The following is a 15,635-nucleotide window of genomic DNA, read 5'->3' as shown; positions in this document are numbered from 1 at the left end:
CCCGTTGACAGAGACATTATATAAGAAGAAAAACAAACTGGCAACGAAGACTTGCGAAATCAAACGTAATATTTGTCAAACGGGGAGGATTTAGCTAACATGATAGGAGATAATGAAGGAGTGAGGCTTCTCATGGATAATAATAAAACGATGAATCAATTGCAAAAAGAAGTGGACCAATACATAAGTCAATTCAAAGAGGGTTATTTCAGTCCATTGGCGATGGTAGCGCGTCTGACCGAGGAACTTGGTGAGTTAGCGAGAGAAGTGAATCATTACCATGGCGAAAAACCAAAGAAACATACAGAAAAAGAAAACACGATTGAGGAAGAGCTGGGGGATTTATTGTTTGTCGTCATCTGTTTGGCCAACTCCCTGGATATAAGCCTTGAAGAAGCCCATAATAGAGTGATGCATAAGTTTAATACAAGAGATAAAGATCGTTGGACCAGAATCGAAAGTGGGGATGAAGATGGAGCAAATTAACATCACGATTGCAGGACCAAGAGGAAGAATGGGTAAGGAAGCGGTTCAATTGGTGAAGGACACCGAGCATTTTACTCTTATTAGCGTAATCGATCATAAAAAGGAAACGAATCTGGATGTACCGGTGTATACAGATATAGAGGCATGCTTTCAAGTGGAAGCGCCACATGTGTTGATTGACTTGACGACGCCTGAAGTCGGGTATCATCATACGAAAACGGCTCTGGAATATGGAGTCAGACCGGTTGTCGGGACAACGGGTTTTTCTCCGGATGAACTGGAAGAATTGAGGGGATTGGCAGAGTCCAAGTCTCTTGGATGTATCATTGCTCCCAATTTCGCGATCGGTGCCGTACTTATGATGAAGTTCTCTCAAATGGCTGCAAAATATTTCGATGATGTTGAAATCATTGAATTACATCATGATCGAAAATTGGATGCACCATCGGGTACGGCCGTGAAAACAGCGGAAATGATAAGGGAAGTAAGGCAATCGAAGGAGCAGGGGCACCCTGATGAAAAGGAAACACATAGTGGTGCCAGGGGAGCGAATGTAGATGGGATGCATATTCACAGTGTCCGTCTTCCGGGTCTCATCGCCCATCAGCAGGTGATGTTGGGTGCAGAGGGACAAACATTGACGATACGCCATGATTCTTTTAACAGAGGAAGTTTCATGTCAGGCGTGAAGGTTTCTGTGGACACGGTCATGAAACTGGACACATTAGTGTATGGACTTGAAAATATTTTAGACTAAAGGGTGAGTGTTATGAATATTGCGCTGATTGCTCATGATAAGAAAAAAGACGATCTTATTCGTTTTGTGCTCGCATACAAGACAATCATAGAGAAACACACTCTTTTTGCCACTGGGACAACGGGAAAAAGAATCGGGGAAGAAACGGGTTTATCCGTCCATCGATTCCGTTCAGGCCCATTGGGGGGAGACCAGGAAATAGGATCCTACATTGCCAATAATAAAATGGACCTTATCCTCTTCTTCCGGGATCCCCTGACGGCACAGCCCCATGAACCTGATGTATCGGCTCTGATCAGGCTCTGTGACGTGTATTCAGTACCCCTTGCGACCAATATGGGGACCGCTGAAGTGCTGGTAATGGGTCTTGACAGAGGGGATATTGCGTGGCGAAGTATAGTGAAGGAAAAGGAGGAGTAAAGTGGACCGACAAATAGACATCCTTGCGTTCGGAGCACATGCCGACGATGTGGAGATCGGTATGGGGGGAACATTGGCGAAATATGCAGCTGAGGGTAAGAAGATTGTCATCTGCGATATAACAGAGGCAGAGCTGTCCTCGAATGGGACGGTTTCTTTGCGAAAAGAGGAAGCGCTGCGGGCAGCGGACATATTAGGTGCATATAAGAGAGTGACCCTCGATATACCCGATCGGGGAATATACATAACGGACGAAAACATCGGGAAAGTCGTCAACTTGATTAGAACATATAAACCGAAAGCGATATTTGCTCCCTTTGACCAAGATCGCCACCCAGATCATGGAAATGCTTCCCGACTGGTGAAAGAGGCTTTTTTTTCTGCTGGAATCCGGAAATATCATCCCGAAATCCCGGCGCATAAAACCGCTCATCTCTATTTCTATATGATCAACGGGTTTCATAAGCCTCAATTTGTAGTGGATATCGAGCCGTATATGAAAGCGAAGATTGCGAGCCTTCAAGCATATGGAAGCCAATTCTCCAAAGGATCCGACGGGGTCTCGACTCCTTTGACAGATGGTTACATCGAAGCGGTAGAAGCAAGGGAGAGAATGATGGGGAAGGATGCCGGACTCCTTTATGCAGAAGGATTCTTTTCCTATCACACCCTTATCTTGCATCATGATTTGTTAGGAGATTAATTGTATGAAGAAGTTGAAGATAGGAATCACCTGCTATCCGACGGTCGGAGGATCAGGGGTAGTGGCAACGGAGCTCGGTAAGTTACTGGCTGAGAAAGGCCATGAAATCCATTTTATTACCTCTAGCATCCCGTTCAGGTTGAACAAAATGTATCACAATATTTATTTTCATCAAGTGGAAGTGAGTCAATATTCAGTGTTTCAATATCCTCCTTATGATATTGCGCTGGCAAATAAGATGGCGGAGATCACGGAACGGGAAAACCTGGATATCCTGCATGTTCATTATGCCATCCCCCACGCTGTCTGTGCTATCTTGGGGAAACAAATGTCCGGGAAGGACGTGAAGATCGTCACCACATTACACGGAACGGATATTACGGTTCTTGGGTACGATCCATCTCTGACAGGGGCCATTCGTTTTGGCATTGAAAAGTCGGATGTCGTGACGGCGGTGTCTACCGCTCTAGTCAAACAGACCCATGATTTAATCCAGCCTGATAAAGAGATCAAGACGGTTTATAACTTCATTGATGAGAGGGTTTACAGGAAAGTGGATTCCCGTCATCTGAGAAGCGAATATGGAATCAAGGAGGATGAAAAGGTCATCATCCACGTATCAAACTTCCGTGGTGTGAAAAGGGTGAACGATGTAGTCGATTCCTTCAACCTCATCCAGAAGGAGATCCCATCCAAGCTCCTCCTTGTAGGGGACGGACCTGAAATGACCCTCATATGCAAGCAGGTAACGGAGCTTGGATTAGAGGATCGGGTCTTATTCCTTGGAAAACAGGATAATCTGGAAGAACTTTATTCGATCAGTGATATCAAACTATTACTTTCAGAAAAAGAGAGCTTCGGCTTAGTCGCACTCGAGGCGATGGCTTGTGGCGTTCCGAGCATCGGTACGAATGTAGGCGGCATCCCTGAAGTGATCGAGGATGGATACAACGGTTTTATTTGTGAAATCGGAAACGTCAGGCAAATTGCCGGCAGGACGCTGCAATTACTGAAGGACGATGGGCTCCACGGTGAATTATCGAAGAATGCCCTTCATACGGCACGGTCGACCTTTCACTCGAGCAAAATAGTCGAACAGTATGAACAAATCTATAAGAATCTTTTGTGAACAGTCAGGGATACGTGAAGACGATTCAAGTAAAGCAGGTGTTAAGAATGTTACCAACCATATTCCAACAGGCTGTTCCCGTGTTGAAAAGGCTTGAGAAGGCAGGGTTCGAAGCCTATTTCGTTGGAGGATCTGTCCGGGATTACCTTCTTGGCAGGACGATCAATGACGTAGACATCGCCACTTCTGCCTATCCGGAAGAGGTTAAAATGGTTTTCCGTAAAACGATTGATATCGGTATTGAGCATGGAACGGTCCTCGTATTGGAAGAGGGCAGGGAATATGAAATCACCACGTTCAGGACCGAGTCTTCCTATACGGATTATAGAAGGCCCGATAAGGTAGAATTCATCCGTTCACTCGACGGGGACCTGAAACGCCGGGATTTCACCATGAACAGCATGGCCATGGACGGGGATGGCACGATCATCGACCCTTATCATGGCAGAGAAGATATACAGAATAGGTTGATACGGACCGTGGGCTCACCGGAGAAGAGGTTTACAGAGGATGCCTTGCGGATGATGAGGGCAGTCCGGTTTGTCAGTCAGCTCGGCTTCAATCTCGAATCATCAACTTTAACCAGCTTAAGGGAGCACTCGAAACTGCTCGAGCATATAGCAGTTGAACGAAAAACGATGGAATTCGAGAAAATTCTGGCTGGCCGATGGAAGCAAGAAGGGCTGAATCTCCTTGTGGATTCCGATTTGTATAAGGAGCTTCCCTTTCTAAGTGGATATGGCACACAGCTCAAAGCGTTCGCAGACCTCCCCGGTTTGGATTCATTAAATAAAGATCAAGCATGGCTGGTATTATTGACTTATATAGAAGAGGAAGATGTGCAGACCTTTCTGAAAGGGTGGAGACTTCCTACCAAAATGATCAGGCTCCGTTCCAAAGAGCTAGATATTCTAAAGGAACGTCAATCCGGATGGACAAAGACATTATTATATCGTGCCGGGCTCGATTGCGCCCTCAATGTTGAAAAGGTATACGGATGCCTGGAACCGTCATCAGACTTTTCGGTGGAGAGAGTGATGGAGCAATATCACAAGCTCGCAATCTCGTCCAGGCAAGAACTCGATGTAACAGGTACAGACTTAATGGCTTGGGCCGATCAAAAGGGTGGTCCGTGGGTGAAAGAACGATTATTGGAAATTGAATCAGCTATCATCAATGAGACGATACACAATGACAAAGAAGAGATAAGGAGGTGGCTGGAATCATGCAATCGACTATAAGAAAAAAAGTCCTTCAGGCATTATTCGAATCGGACCGGGAATTTTTATCGGGACAAGCACTTGCTGATATTGTGGGTTGTTCACGGACTGCGATCTGGAAGCATATCGAAGAGCTTCGTAAAGAAGGGTTTGTATTAGAAGCTGTGAGGAAAAAGGGATACCGGATCATCGAGACGCCTGATAGTGTCACAGAAAGTAAAATACGTTTAGGCTTACAAACCCGTACGTTAGGAACCGTGATCCATTATGAAGAGTCTGTTCAGAGCACCCAGCGGATCGCTCACACCCTTGCAAGTGATGGAGCAGAAGAAGGTACATTGGTCATCGCAGACGAACAGACCGCCGGACGGGGCAGATTGATGAGGGAATGGCACTCCTCGAAAGGTACTGGGATTTGGATGAGCTTAATCTTAAAGCCGCACCTTCCGCCTCAAAAGGCCCCCCAATTCACACTCATTGCTGCCGTGGCCGTGGTCCAGGCAATCGAGGAAGTTACCGGTCTCCATCCCCAGATCAAATGGCCAAACGACATACTCATCGATGGGAAAAAGGTGACGGGCATCCTGACGGAACTTCAGGCTGAATCGGATAAAATCAATTCCATCATTATCGGGATCGGGATGAATGTCAACCAGACGAAAGACCATTTCCCCGATGAGATTCAAAAAATTGCAACCTCGCTTTCCATTGAGGAAGGACGTACTTTATCAAGGTCTGTCATTGTTCAGAGGTTGCTGGAACGGATAGAGGCGTTGTATTCCCTTTATATGAAAGAAGGATTCACACCAATCAAGCTTTTATGGGAAAGCTATGCCATCAGTATCGGGAAGAAGATCCGGGCAAGAACCATTAATGGTACCATTGAAGGAAGAGCACTCGGGATCACGGACGAAGGTGTGCTGAAGATCGAAGACTCAAGTGGGACGATCCACCAGATCTACTCCGCCGATATTGAAGTGAATGTTTGAACTTGCAGCGGGATGGAAATCTGTGTAGCCATCCCGTTTTTTTATGGTATAATCCTATTGGGCAGTATCCTCGGAACTGCACCTTTAATGAACGTACATTTACTATTCAATACTATTTCTGCCTTGATCCATTGTGGACTGGGACAGAGGGTCGAAACAATGATATCAACCACTTATGATCCTTCTGTCATTTTTTACAGGAGGTTTTTTTATATTCATCATGAAAGTGCTTTCATTTCGTTTCGTCACCTCTGACTGAAAAGAAGGAGGATCACATGAAACAAACAACCGATTTTCTTAAGATGAAGAATGAAAAAGAAAAGATTGCCATGGTTACAGCGTATGATTATCCAAGTGCGAAAGTAGCCGAGGAAGCGGGAATCGATGTCATTCTGGTGGGAGACAGCCTTGGGATGGTCGTTTTAGGATATGACTCTACGGTACCTGTAACGGTATTCGATATGATTCATCATACGAAAGCCGTAAAAAGAGGGGCATCGAATACGTTCATCGTGACGGATATGCCGTTTATGTCATACCACCTATCGAGGGAAGAAACCCTTAAAACAGCTGCGGACATCCTTCAACAGGGAGGAGCCCATGCCGTCAAGGTCGAAGGAGGTGCCCACGTCATCGATCGAATAAGGGACCTTACCAGTGCGGGAATTCCCGTGGTGGCCCATTTAGGATTGACTCCTCAATCTGTCGGGGTCCTTGGAGGTTATAAAGTTCAGGGGAAGACGGCAGACACAGCGAAGAAATTGATCGAAGATAGTATGAAATGTGAAGAAGCCGGTGCCTTTGCACTGGTCCTGGAATGCGTACCGAAACAAATCGCAAGGGAGATATCAGAAGCCTTGACGATCCCGACGATCGGCATCGGGGCCGGGGTTGATACCGACGGGCAGGTATTGGTATTCCATGACCTTGTAACGTATGGTGTGAACCGCGTGCCTAAGTTTGTCAAGCAATTCGGGAATGCATCTGACGTCATGCATGACAGCCTTGAGAGCTATATACATGAAGTAAAGGACAGTAGCTTTCCGACAGATGAGCATTCCTTTACTATGCGGGATGAAGAACTTCATTCTCTCTATGGCGGGTTGAAAAAATGAAGGTCATAACCAAAATAAACGACTTGAGAGTAACGATAGATCATTTGAAAAATACGGGGGAAACGATAGGATTTGTCCCTACAATGGGATTCCTTCATGAAGGACATCTGACCTTGGCGAAGGAAGCAAGGGCTAACAATGAAGTCGTTGTGATGAGTATTTTTGTGAATCCCCTGCAATTCGGGCCGAATGAAGATTTTGACCGCTATCCCCGGGATGTGGAGAGGGATACGGAGTTAGCAAGGGTGTCAGGGGTGGATATCCTTTTCATTCCTGATGTGGCTGACATGTACCGGGGGAAGCAGTCAATCACGATGAACGTGAACGAGCGTGTGGATGTACTGTGCGGCCGGAAGCGGGAAGGTCATTTTGACGGGGTTGTGACCGTCCTGACGAAATTGTTTCACCTTGTGCAGCCTACGAGGGCCTACTTCGGGCAGAAGGATGCGCAACAAGTTGCTGTGGTGGAAGGCTTGGTGAGCGATTATTTCTTTCCGCTTGAAATCATCCGGGTCCCTACAGTCAGGGAAAAGGATGGACTGGCCAAGAGTTCAAGAAATGTCTATCTGTCACAAGAGGAAAGACAAGTTGCCCCTTTCCTTTATGCAAGTTTGAAAGAAGCTCATAAAAGGATTGAAGACGGAGAGAGGACCCCTTCAGTCCTTACGGGGATGATTTCTAAAATCATACAAGAAAACACTTCTGGTACCATCGATTATGTAGAAGTGTATTCATACCCGGAGCTCGAGGAACTGAAGCGGCTGGAAGGCGACATCATCATAGCTGTAGCCGTTCAATTTCAACAGGCCAGGTTAATAGATAATATAATCATCAGTGTACAACCGGAGGAGGATTCAGATGTTTAGAACGATGATGAGTGGAAAAATTCATAGAGCGACTGTAACCGAGGCAAACCTTGAGTATGTCGGGAGCATTACCATCGATCAGGATATTCTCGATGCAGTCGGAATGATGGCAAATGAAAAGGTTCAGATCGTCAACAACAATAACGGGGCCCGCCTGGAGACCTATATCATACCGGGGGAAAGAGGAAGCGGCGTCATCTGTCTGAACGGTGCGGCTGCAAGGCTCGTGCAAAAAGGGGATATCGTCATCATCATTTCGTATAAACTGGTTGCTGAGGAAATGGTTCATGACCATATTCCGAAAGTGGCGATCATGGGAGAAAATAACCGGGTGATCGATATGATCGGAACAGAACCCGAAGCGACAATACTATAAAAGATGGGCAAGTCTTCTAATGTGGGAATAGAAGACTTGCTTTTTTGTTTATGGTACACTTATTTAGAAAATCATAAGAGTAGGATCTATATAAAGGCAGTGAATAACATGTACCCATTTAAACTGGTTGTCATCGACTTGGAAACAACAGGAAATTCCCCTAAAAAGGGTGAAAAAATCATTCAACTATCAGCGGTTATTATAGAAGGTGGGAAAATCATCGATCAATTTACGTCCTTCGTATCTCCGGGAAAACCCATTCCTGCATTTATAGAGGAGTTAACCGGGATCAATGATGACATGGTGAAGGACGCGCCGTTCTTTCACGAAATTGCACCGAAAATCCTGGAATTATTGGATCATGGTATCTTTGTCGCCCACAACGTCCAATTTGATCTTTCTTTCCTTCAGGCAGAGCTGGAAGAAGCAGGGTATAACCCATTTAAGGGACCTGCCTTTGATACAGTGGAGCTCGCAAAGGTGGCTCTGCCATCGGCGGACAGCTTTAAACTGACGGAGCTATCCAATTCATTGAATTTGAGCCATGTCAGGCCGCATCAGGCGGACAGCGATGCTTATGTGACAGCTGAAATCCTTCTTTATTTTATCGAAGAACTTTCAAAGCTTCCCCTGGTCACCCTTGAAAAACTTCATAAACTCTCAAATCACTTAAAGAGTGATATTGACTTGTTGTTTGACAGCATCGTGACAAATAAACAAAAGCATGTAGAGGATCTCTCAGAAGACCTGGAGGTATACCGGGGCCTTGCCCTTCGGAAGAAGAATCTCCCGGTGACAAGCGATGCAGAGGTCGATTTTGACCTATCCGATATAGAAGGACACCTGGCGCAGCATGTTCCTTTCTATGAAAAAAGAGAGCAGCAAATGGTCATGATGAAAGAAATAGGGCATGCCTTTGATGAAGCACAGCATGTGGTCATCGAAGCGGGTACCGGTGTTGGAAAGTCACTGGGTTACTTATGGCCAGCCGTTCTGTTTGCCAAACGCAGACACGAAAGAGTGGTCATCAGTACATATACCATTCAATTGCAAGAGCAACTGCTTCATAAAGAAATTAAATTACTGGAGAAAATGAGTCCAACCCCTTTTAGGACCGTTCTTTTGAAGGGGAAGAATCATTACATAAATCTGTTTAAATTCGAGCAGTCCCTCAGGGAAGATGAATCCCAGTACGATGTGGTCCTGACAAAGATGCAGATTCTTGTATGGCTGACACGGACCGAGACCGGGGATATGGATGAATTGAACCTCACTTCCGGGGGGCAGTTGTTTTGGAATCGATTAAAACACGACGGCTGGCACCTCGCCCATACAAAAGATCCCTGGATCGGGAAGGATTTCTATCTTGCTGCAAGAAAGAATGCCCAGGAAGCAGATATCATCATCACCAACCATTCAATGCTATTAACCGATATGGTGAGGGAGAGCAGCATGCTCCCTCCCTATGATTATTTAGTGATCGATGAGGCCCATCATTTGGAAAAATCAGCGCGGCAGCATCTAGGAGTAATCATGGATTATCTCTCCATTAAGTTCAGCACTTCACAGCTGGGGACGTTGGATCATAAACAACTGTTCTACCGGTTGGATCAGCTTCTTTCCAGTCACTCTGTCGATTTGAAGACCCATACCTTTGTATTGGATAAAATCATCGGGCAGTTCTATCTGGATCTGGAAGAAGCGTTTTCTGTCTTGACAAGTATATTCTACAAAAAGGCTAAAAAGAGAACCGGGATACAGAAGATCCAGCTGCGCATTACCGATGAAATGAAAAACAGCCGTTATTGGCAACCTGTCCTCATGTCGATGGAACGTGTGATTTCAGGAATGAAGCATATGGAAAGGGAGTTTCAGCAGGTGCTGGATACCATCAAGGAGAAGAAAGTCAAACTCCTTGATAAAGAAAAGGCACTAATTGAAGAATTCTATAGCTTTTTGGTGGATTTGACGGAATTGAGAACGAACTTTCAAACCGTGTTTCTAAAAGATATGAACAATCATGTTCTCTGGCTTGATGGAGATACAAGGTCGCTGCCGAACAGCCTGACCATCCAGGCTCAGCCGATCATGGTCGACGGGAATCTTCAGAGTGAGATTTTCGCCAAGAAGAAAAGCGTGGTGTTGACATCTGCCACGTTGACCGTCAGCGGATCATTTCAATACTTCCTGAATGAAATCGGACTTGCAGACAATGTGAAAAAAGTGCAGCTGACTTCCCCCTTCGACTATCATGAGGTCTCAAGGCTTTTCGTTCCAACGGATGTACCTGAAATTCAACAGGTTCAAAGCGAGGAATATATTGAGGCCATCAGTTCCCATTTAATAGGGGTCGCCCAGGCGACAAAGGGACGGATGCTCATATTGTTCACGTCCTACGATATGCTGAGGAAAACATACGAGCTCATGAAGGAAAGTGGCTTATTGGAAGAATATGTGTTGATGGCACAGGGGATCACATCAGGCAGCCGGACCCGGTTGACCAAGAACTTCCAACGGTTCGACAAGGCGATTTTATTTGGGACGAGCAGTTTCTGGGAAGGGGTGGACATTCCAGGAGAGGACCTGTCCTGCCTTGCCATGGTGAGACTGCCGTTTTCCCCACCGGATGAGCCGGTCAATCAGGCGAAATCTGATATCCTGAAAGCCCAGGGGAAGAACCCGTTTTCTTCCCACTCTTTACCTGAAGCCATCATCCGCTTCAAACAAGGGGTCGGAAGGCTGATCAGAAGAAGCAGTGATCGGGGGATCGTGATTGTGTATGACCGTAGAATCAAGACAACAAGGTACGGTAAAGCATTCCTGCAGTCGATCCCTTCAATGGAAGCCAAAGAAGGCGATCTATTTGATCTTGTTTCCTGGATCGAGGATTGGCTCTGAAATCCGTTTGAACTTCAGTGATAAAATCTCTCCTTTGACACAATCTAAAGGGGAGATGTGAAACTGGAGGATTGTAAATGAGAGTGATTTTACTGGCCGTGCTGTCTTTTCTCCTGATGACGTCAAATGCTTATGGAATGAAAGTACCCAAGGTGAATTTACATATCTCCCAAGAAGAGTATGCGCTTAGTTTCCTCCCTGTCGAAAAAGGGGAAGTCGCTGTCCTTCACCTGGCATCTGGCAATCATTATTTGATCAATACAGGATCATTTAAGGACCGCAGGCAACTTTATTATTATTTCAATCAAATTCATATAGGCAGCATCAAGGGTTTGATCATTACGGAGAAGAATGAAGTCGACGTGAGAATGATCGTTGAACTGGTGAAAAAGTTCGGCATTGAAGAAATCATCGTAGGGAAATCCCTTGAAACACTTATGCCGAAAAGAGTCTCCCGATACCTTCATACGATACAAGAGGACCAGACCTGTACATTTTCAGATGAATTAACCATGAGGGCTCTACACGAAGGAAACGAAAAGAGAGAAGGGTTGGACTTTTCCTTCACTTTTTTTCAGCATCGCTTTCTCTGGCTGAGTTCCCAATCATCACATGCTGAAGGGGTGCTACTCAGTAAACCCTTGAAAAACGTTAACATCGTGAAACTGCCGGTCCATGCCAAATCAGAAGGTATGTCTCACAGGCTTCTTAAACATGTTGACCCACAAACCGCCATTCTTTACCGTTCTAAAGAAAGGCTGCTGAATGGTGAAATGCTTGAAGCCATCAACGAAGCGTGGATCGATCTTTACTTAACGGGTCAACACGGGCTGATAGCAGTAAAATTTAACAGAAGAAACTACGAGGTGCTCACGTTTGATCAGGAAGATGGAGTATTCAAGGAGGGAGGCTGACAGCTCAGCCTTCCGTGTATGAATTCATCACTGTTTTTATGATATTCCCCTACCAAGGTGGCCCCTTATGTTGTTATAATGTGTGTAGAGTTTTTTTACTCGAATGAGGGTAATAGTTAAAAGGAGGACCAACATGGAAAGCCGAATTGAAGTTCTTTCCACTGTTCGTATCGAGTATACGGATAACTTATATAAAGTGGTTGATACATTGAATAGAACGTTAAAAAAAGATGATTATATGTTTGGTTTAGCATTAGATCCGGAAGATCAGAATCAAGCAGTATTAACAATTTATCGTACATAAAGAGTGATTGTAATGAAAAAATGGATAACCATCATCGTACTATTGTTTCTCGTCATTGGAATCTCAGCCTCTGTACTTGTGTACCAGCTTTCCCGGAATCCTCTTGATCATCAGAGGGACCTGGCCTTGAAGCGGGTGGAAGATGAAACTGCCATCGTGAAAGTGGAGGACACGAGCTTTTATAATGGCTCGAAGTCCTATGTAGTGGTAACCGGCCAAAATGAAAAGAGGGAAAAGCTGGTTGCCTGGGTCCCGGGTAAGAAGGGGAAAATTATTGAGAAAAAATGGGCCAATGGCATTACAAAAGATCAGGCAATCAATAAACTAAATGATGAAAAGAAACCAAAAGAATTACTATCGGTCCGTTTAGGGTATGAATCCGTCGGTCCGGTATGGGAAATGACCTACTTAGATCAACAAGACAATTTAAATTATTATTATCTGCTGTTTTCTACCGGGGAATGGTGGCGAAAAATTGAAAATTTATGATCAGGGGGAACAGGACAAATGAAATTCACGTTAGCTGATAGAGTCAGTGCATTAACACCATCCACGACATTAGCAATCACGGCTAAAGCGAAGGAAATGAAGTCACAGGGTATCGATGTCATCGGTTTGGGTGCCGGAGAACCCGACTTCAATACACCGGAACATATCATCAAGGCGGCCTATGAGTCCATGACGGAAGGTCATACGAAATATACTCCGTCCGGTGGGATGGCCAAACTGAAAGAAGCGATCATCCATAAGTTTGAAACCGATCAGCACCTGATCTACAAACCATCCGAGCTCATAGTGACAAGCGGGGCAAAGCATGCCCTATATACATTATTTCAAGTTTTATTAAATGAAGGGGATGAAGTCATCATCCCTACACCATACTGGGTAAGCTATCCTGAACAAGTGAAACTGGCCGGTGGGACTCCTGTCATTGTCGAAGGAAAAGAAGAGAATGAGTATAAAATCACCCCCAAACAGCTGGAAGAGTCAGTCACTTCGAAAACGAAGGCAGTCATACTCAACACACCAAGCAACCCTACAGGTATGCTGTATTCCCGTGAAGAGCTTGGGGCCATCGGCGAAGTGTGCTTGGAAAAGGGCATCATGATCGTGTCTGATGAAATATATGAGAAGCTGGTTTATGGTGGGAACACCCATACGTCCATCGCAGAATTGTCCCCGGAATTGAAAGAACAAACCATTGTGATCAATGGAGTCTCTAAATCACACTCCATGACGGGATGGAGAATCGGGTATGCGGCAGGAAACGAATCCGTCATCAAAGCGATGACCAATCTTGCCAGCCACTCAACTTCCAACCCCACTACGACCTCACAATACGGGACCGTTGCAGCTTACATGGGGGACCAGAAGCCTGTAGAGGATATGAGGGAGGCATTCGAAGAGCGCTTAAACATTGTGTTTGATAAATTGAACCGTATTCCAGGGTTCCATTGTTTGAAACCTCAAGGTGCTTTCTATCTATTCCCAAATGTGTCAGAAGCCGCAAAGAAAACAGGCTATCACACTGTTGATGAATTCACGAAGGCCCTCCTTGAAGAGGCGAAGGTGGCCGTCATCCCAGGTTCAGGATTCGGGTCGGAAAACAATATCCGCCTTTCATATGCCACAAGCCTCGATGCTCTTGAAGAAGCGATCGGGCGCATGCATAAATTTGTTGAGGATAAAAGCAGATAATGCAGGGAATCGCAGACCGTATACCGGTCTGCTTTTTCCTTAAACTCATCTCGTTTCGCTCTATCTATTGCGACGGGATAATGGTAAATGTATAATAAATAACGATACATAAGCGTCTTAGTTTTTTTGGAGGGAAAAAATCGTGAAAACTACTATATCTCAAGTAAGTAAGTTCGTTGGTGAAGAAGTAACCATCGGAGCATGGCTTGCCAACAAACGTTCAAGTGGAAAAATTGCCTTTCTTCAGCTTCGTGACGGTACTGGATTCATTCAAGGTGTTGTCGTCAAAAGTGAAGTGGAAGAAGAAATCTTTCAAAAAGCAAAATCATTGACTCAAGAAACGTCTCTATATGTAACAGGAACGGTTTCAGAAGATTCCCGTTCACCGTTTGGATACGAGCTGCAGGTGAAGAGCGTGGAAGTAATCCACGAAGCCGTGGATTATCCCATCACTCCGAAGGAGCATGGAACTGAATTCCTGATGGACCATCGTCACCTTTGGCTTCGTTCCCGCAAGCAGCATGCCGTGATGAAAGTGCGGAACGAAATCATCCGTGCTACATACGAATTCTTCAATCAAGAAGGATTCGTCAAGGTGGATCCACCGATCCTCACTGGAAGTGCACCGGAAGGAACGACTGAATTATTTGCCACTAAATATTTTGAAGAAGACGCATACCTTTCCCAAAGCGGTCAGCTTTATATGGAAGCGGCAGCCATGGCATTAGGGAAAGTATTCTCATTCGGCCCTACATTCAGGGCGGAGAAGTCTAAAACACGTCGTCATCTGATCGAATTCTGGATGATCGAGCCAGAAATGGCTTTCTATGATTTCAAGGACAACCTTGAAGTTCAGGAGCAGTACGTTTCTTATATCGTTCAATCCGTACTGGATAACTGCAAGCTTGAATTAGACCGCCTTGGAAGAGACGTGTCTAAACTTGAGCAGATCAAAGCTCCGTTCCCGCGCATCACATATGATGATGCCCTGAAATTATTGCATGAAAAAGGCTTTGATGATATCGAGTGGGGAGATGACTTTGGTGCTCCGCACGAGACGGCCATTGCTGAAAGTTATGATAAGCCTGTGTTCATCACCCATTATCCGACTTCATTAAAACCTTTCTATATGCAGCCGGATCCGGATCGTGATGATGTGGTATTATGTGCTGACCTGATTGCTCCTGAAGGGTATGGGGAAATTATCGGTGGTTCAGAACGTATCCACGATGCAGAGCTGATGAAAGCGCGTATCGAAGAGCATGAACTCGCTACAGACGCATACAAGTGGTATCTGGAATTAAGGGAATATGGATCAGTCCCTCACTCCGGCTTCGGACTTGGACTTGAACGAACAGTAGCCTGGATCAGCGGAGTAGAACACGTAAGGGAAACTATCCCATTCCCACGTCTGTTAAACCGTCTATATCCTTAATTACACTGACCCTAGAGCTGGCTGGATTGCTTAAGAGCATTCCAGCCGGTTCTTTTCTTTTATAACTGTCGTTAGGATCTTAATTTAGAGCCTAAGGGTTTTGGCTAATGTGAAAACCACTTCTCCTTTTGATTTCAAATTCTTATAACACCATGGTTTTCGAATTTAAAATTCTGTGCAAAGCGATCTCTTTTAGTTAGGTTTATAATTTGACAGTCAGTATGTAGAAGCACAGAGTGGATTGAAGCGGAAAGGAACGGTCGATGTTTTACACTAAATTTGGAAATAAATGAATCATGAGATCTTTTGTTTTTCCAACTTTCTT

General features: G+C 45.1%; 16 protein-coding genes. All 16 read left to right on the top strand.

Annotated features, from left to right (window positions below):
• The first annotated feature begins 72 nt into the window (after positions 1-72).
• Positions 73-486 carry a nucleotide pyrophosphohydrolase gene (locus M1J35_RS16285; RefSeq protein WP_254651745.1) on the top strand — a complete coding sequence of 138 codons (414 nt, stop codon included), beginning with the start codon at positions 73-75 and terminating at the stop codon, positions 484-486.
• A complete protein-coding gene (dapB, locus tag M1J35_RS16280; protein WP_034758405.1) occupies positions 473-1,243 on the top strand; it encodes a 4-hydroxy-tetrahydrodipicolinate reductase in 771 nt (256 codons plus the stop codon). The genes M1J35_RS16285 and dapB overlap by 14 nt, the downstream gene beginning before the upstream one ends.
• 12 nt (positions 1,244-1,255) lie before the next feature.
• Positions 1,256-1,663: a methylglyoxal synthase gene (gene mgsA, locus M1J35_RS16275; RefSeq protein WP_254651744.1), complete on the top strand. Its 408-nt coding sequence runs from the start codon at positions 1,256-1,258 to the stop codon at positions 1,661-1,663.
• Between the two features lie 61 nt (positions 1,664-1,724).
• A complete protein-coding gene (gene bshB1, locus M1J35_RS16270) occupies positions 1,725-2,366 on the top strand; it encodes a bacillithiol biosynthesis deacetylase BshB1 (protein ID WP_254653783.1) in 642 nt (213 codons plus the stop codon).
• A 4-nt stretch (positions 2,367-2,370) separates the two neighbouring features.
• Entirely contained in the window at positions 2,371-3,495 is a 1,125-nt protein-coding gene (bshA, locus tag M1J35_RS16265) for an N-acetyl-alpha-D-glucosaminyl L-malate synthase BshA (protein WP_254651743.1), read from the top strand.
• A gap of 47 nt (positions 3,496-3,542) precedes the next feature.
• Positions 3,543-4,736 (top strand): CCA tRNA nucleotidyltransferase, encoded by a 1,194-nt coding sequence (locus M1J35_RS16260; RefSeq protein WP_254651742.1) that lies wholly within the window; start codon positions 3,543-3,545, stop codon positions 4,734-4,736.
• Positions 4,721-5,704 carry a biotin--[acetyl-CoA-carboxylase] ligase gene (locus M1J35_RS16255; protein WP_229592395.1) on the top strand — a complete coding sequence of 328 codons (984 nt, stop codon included), beginning with the start codon at positions 4,721-4,723 and terminating at the stop codon, positions 5,702-5,704. The genes M1J35_RS16260 and M1J35_RS16255 overlap by 16 nt, the downstream gene beginning before the upstream one ends.
• 275 nt (positions 5,705-5,979) lie before the next feature.
• On the top strand, positions 5,980-6,819 hold the full coding sequence (gene panB / locus M1J35_RS16250) for a 3-methyl-2-oxobutanoate hydroxymethyltransferase (protein ID WP_034758419.1): 840 nt from the start codon (positions 5,980-5,982) through the stop codon (positions 6,817-6,819).
• Positions 6,816-7,685: a pantoate--beta-alanine ligase gene (gene panC / locus M1J35_RS16245; protein WP_254651741.1), complete on the top strand. Its 870-nt coding sequence runs from the start codon at positions 6,816-6,818 to the stop codon at positions 7,683-7,685. Before panB ends, panC begins: the two co-directional genes overlap by 4 nt.
• On the top strand, positions 7,678-8,061 hold the full coding sequence (panD, locus tag M1J35_RS16240) for an aspartate 1-decarboxylase (protein WP_224519640.1): 384 nt from the start codon (positions 7,678-7,680) through the stop codon (positions 8,059-8,061). The genes panC and panD overlap by 8 nt, the downstream gene beginning before the upstream one ends.
• Positions 8,062-8,169: 108 nt before the next feature.
• Positions 8,170-10,959 (top strand): ATP-dependent DNA helicase DinG, encoded by a 2,790-nt coding sequence (dinG, locus tag M1J35_RS16235; protein ID WP_254651740.1) that lies wholly within the window; start codon positions 8,170-8,172, stop codon positions 10,957-10,959.
• 77 nt (positions 10,960-11,036) lie between these two features.
• Positions 11,037-11,873 (top strand): hypothetical protein, encoded by an 837-nt coding sequence (locus tag M1J35_RS16230; protein ID WP_254651739.1) that lies wholly within the window; start codon positions 11,037-11,039, stop codon positions 11,871-11,873.
• 133 nt (positions 11,874-12,006) lie between these two features.
• Entirely contained in the window at positions 12,007-12,177 is a 171-nt protein-coding gene (locus M1J35_RS16225; protein WP_079533122.1) for a YpmA family protein, read from the top strand.
• Between the two features lie 12 nt (positions 12,178-12,189).
• On the top strand, positions 12,190-12,666 hold the full coding sequence (locus M1J35_RS16220) for a cell wall elongation regulator TseB-like domain-containing protein (RefSeq protein WP_229592407.1): 477 nt from the start codon (positions 12,190-12,192) through the stop codon (positions 12,664-12,666).
• A gap of 18 nt (positions 12,667-12,684) precedes the next feature.
• On the top strand, positions 12,685-13,875 hold the full coding sequence (locus M1J35_RS16215; protein ID WP_229592408.1) for a pyridoxal phosphate-dependent aminotransferase: 1,191 nt from the start codon (positions 12,685-12,687) through the stop codon (positions 13,873-13,875).
• 142 nt (positions 13,876-14,017) lie between these two features.
• A complete protein-coding gene (gene asnS / locus M1J35_RS16210; protein WP_142396221.1) occupies positions 14,018-15,310 on the top strand; it encodes an asparagine--tRNA ligase in 1,293 nt (430 codons plus the stop codon).
• Positions 15,311-15,635 lie beyond the last annotated feature (325 nt).

This window comes from Rossellomorea sp. KS-H15a (assembly GCF_024195245.1).
Classification (GTDB): Bacteria; Bacillota; Bacilli; order Bacillales; family Bacillaceae_B; genus Rossellomorea; species Rossellomorea vietnamensis.
Note: the sequence above shows the minus strand (reverse complement) of the source record. Positions and strands in the feature narration are given on the sequence as shown.

What these genes read in the sequence shown, in the direction of transcription:
- dapB (WP_034758405.1), top strand. Translation starts at nt 473, where the DNA reads ATGGAGCAAATTAACATCACGATTGCAGGACCAAGAGGAAGAATGGGT.
- mgsA (WP_254651744.1), top strand. Translation starts at nt 1,256, where the DNA reads ATGAATATTGCGCTGATTGCTCATGATAAGAAAAAAGACGATCTTATT.
- bshB1 (WP_254653783.1), top strand. Translation starts at nt 1,725, where the DNA reads ATGGGGGGAACATTGGCGAAATATGCAGCTGAGGGTAAGAAGATTGTC.
- bshA (WP_254651743.1), top strand. Translation starts at nt 2,371, where the DNA reads ATGAAGAAGTTGAAGATAGGAATCACCTGCTATCCGACGGTCGGAGGA.
- M1J35_RS16260 (WP_254651742.1), top strand. Translation starts at nt 3,543, where the DNA reads ATGTTACCAACCATATTCCAACAGGCTGTTCCCGTGTTGAAAAGGCTT.
- M1J35_RS16255 (WP_229592395.1), top strand. Translation starts at nt 4,721, where the DNA reads ATGCAATCGACTATAAGAAAAAAAGTCCTTCAGGCATTATTCGAATCG.
- panB (WP_034758419.1), top strand. Translation starts at nt 5,980, where the DNA reads ATGAAACAAACAACCGATTTTCTTAAGATGAAGAATGAAAAAGAAAAG.
- panC (WP_254651741.1), top strand. Translation starts at nt 6,816, where the DNA reads ATGAAGGTCATAACCAAAATAAACGACTTGAGAGTAACGATAGATCAT.
- panD (WP_224519640.1), top strand. Translation starts at nt 7,678, where the DNA reads ATGTTTAGAACGATGATGAGTGGAAAAATTCATAGAGCGACTGTAACC.
- dinG (WP_254651740.1), top strand. Translation starts at nt 8,170, where the DNA reads ATGTACCCATTTAAACTGGTTGTCATCGACTTGGAAACAACAGGAAAT.
- M1J35_RS16230 (WP_254651739.1), top strand. Translation starts at nt 11,037, where the DNA reads ATGAGAGTGATTTTACTGGCCGTGCTGTCTTTTCTCCTGATGACGTCA.
- M1J35_RS16225 (WP_079533122.1), top strand. Translation starts at nt 12,007, where the DNA reads ATGGAAAGCCGAATTGAAGTTCTTTCCACTGTTCGTATCGAGTATACG.
- M1J35_RS16220 (WP_229592407.1), top strand. Translation starts at nt 12,190, where the DNA reads ATGAAAAAATGGATAACCATCATCGTACTATTGTTTCTCGTCATTGGA.
- M1J35_RS16215 (WP_229592408.1), top strand. Translation starts at nt 12,685, where the DNA reads ATGAAATTCACGTTAGCTGATAGAGTCAGTGCATTAACACCATCCACG.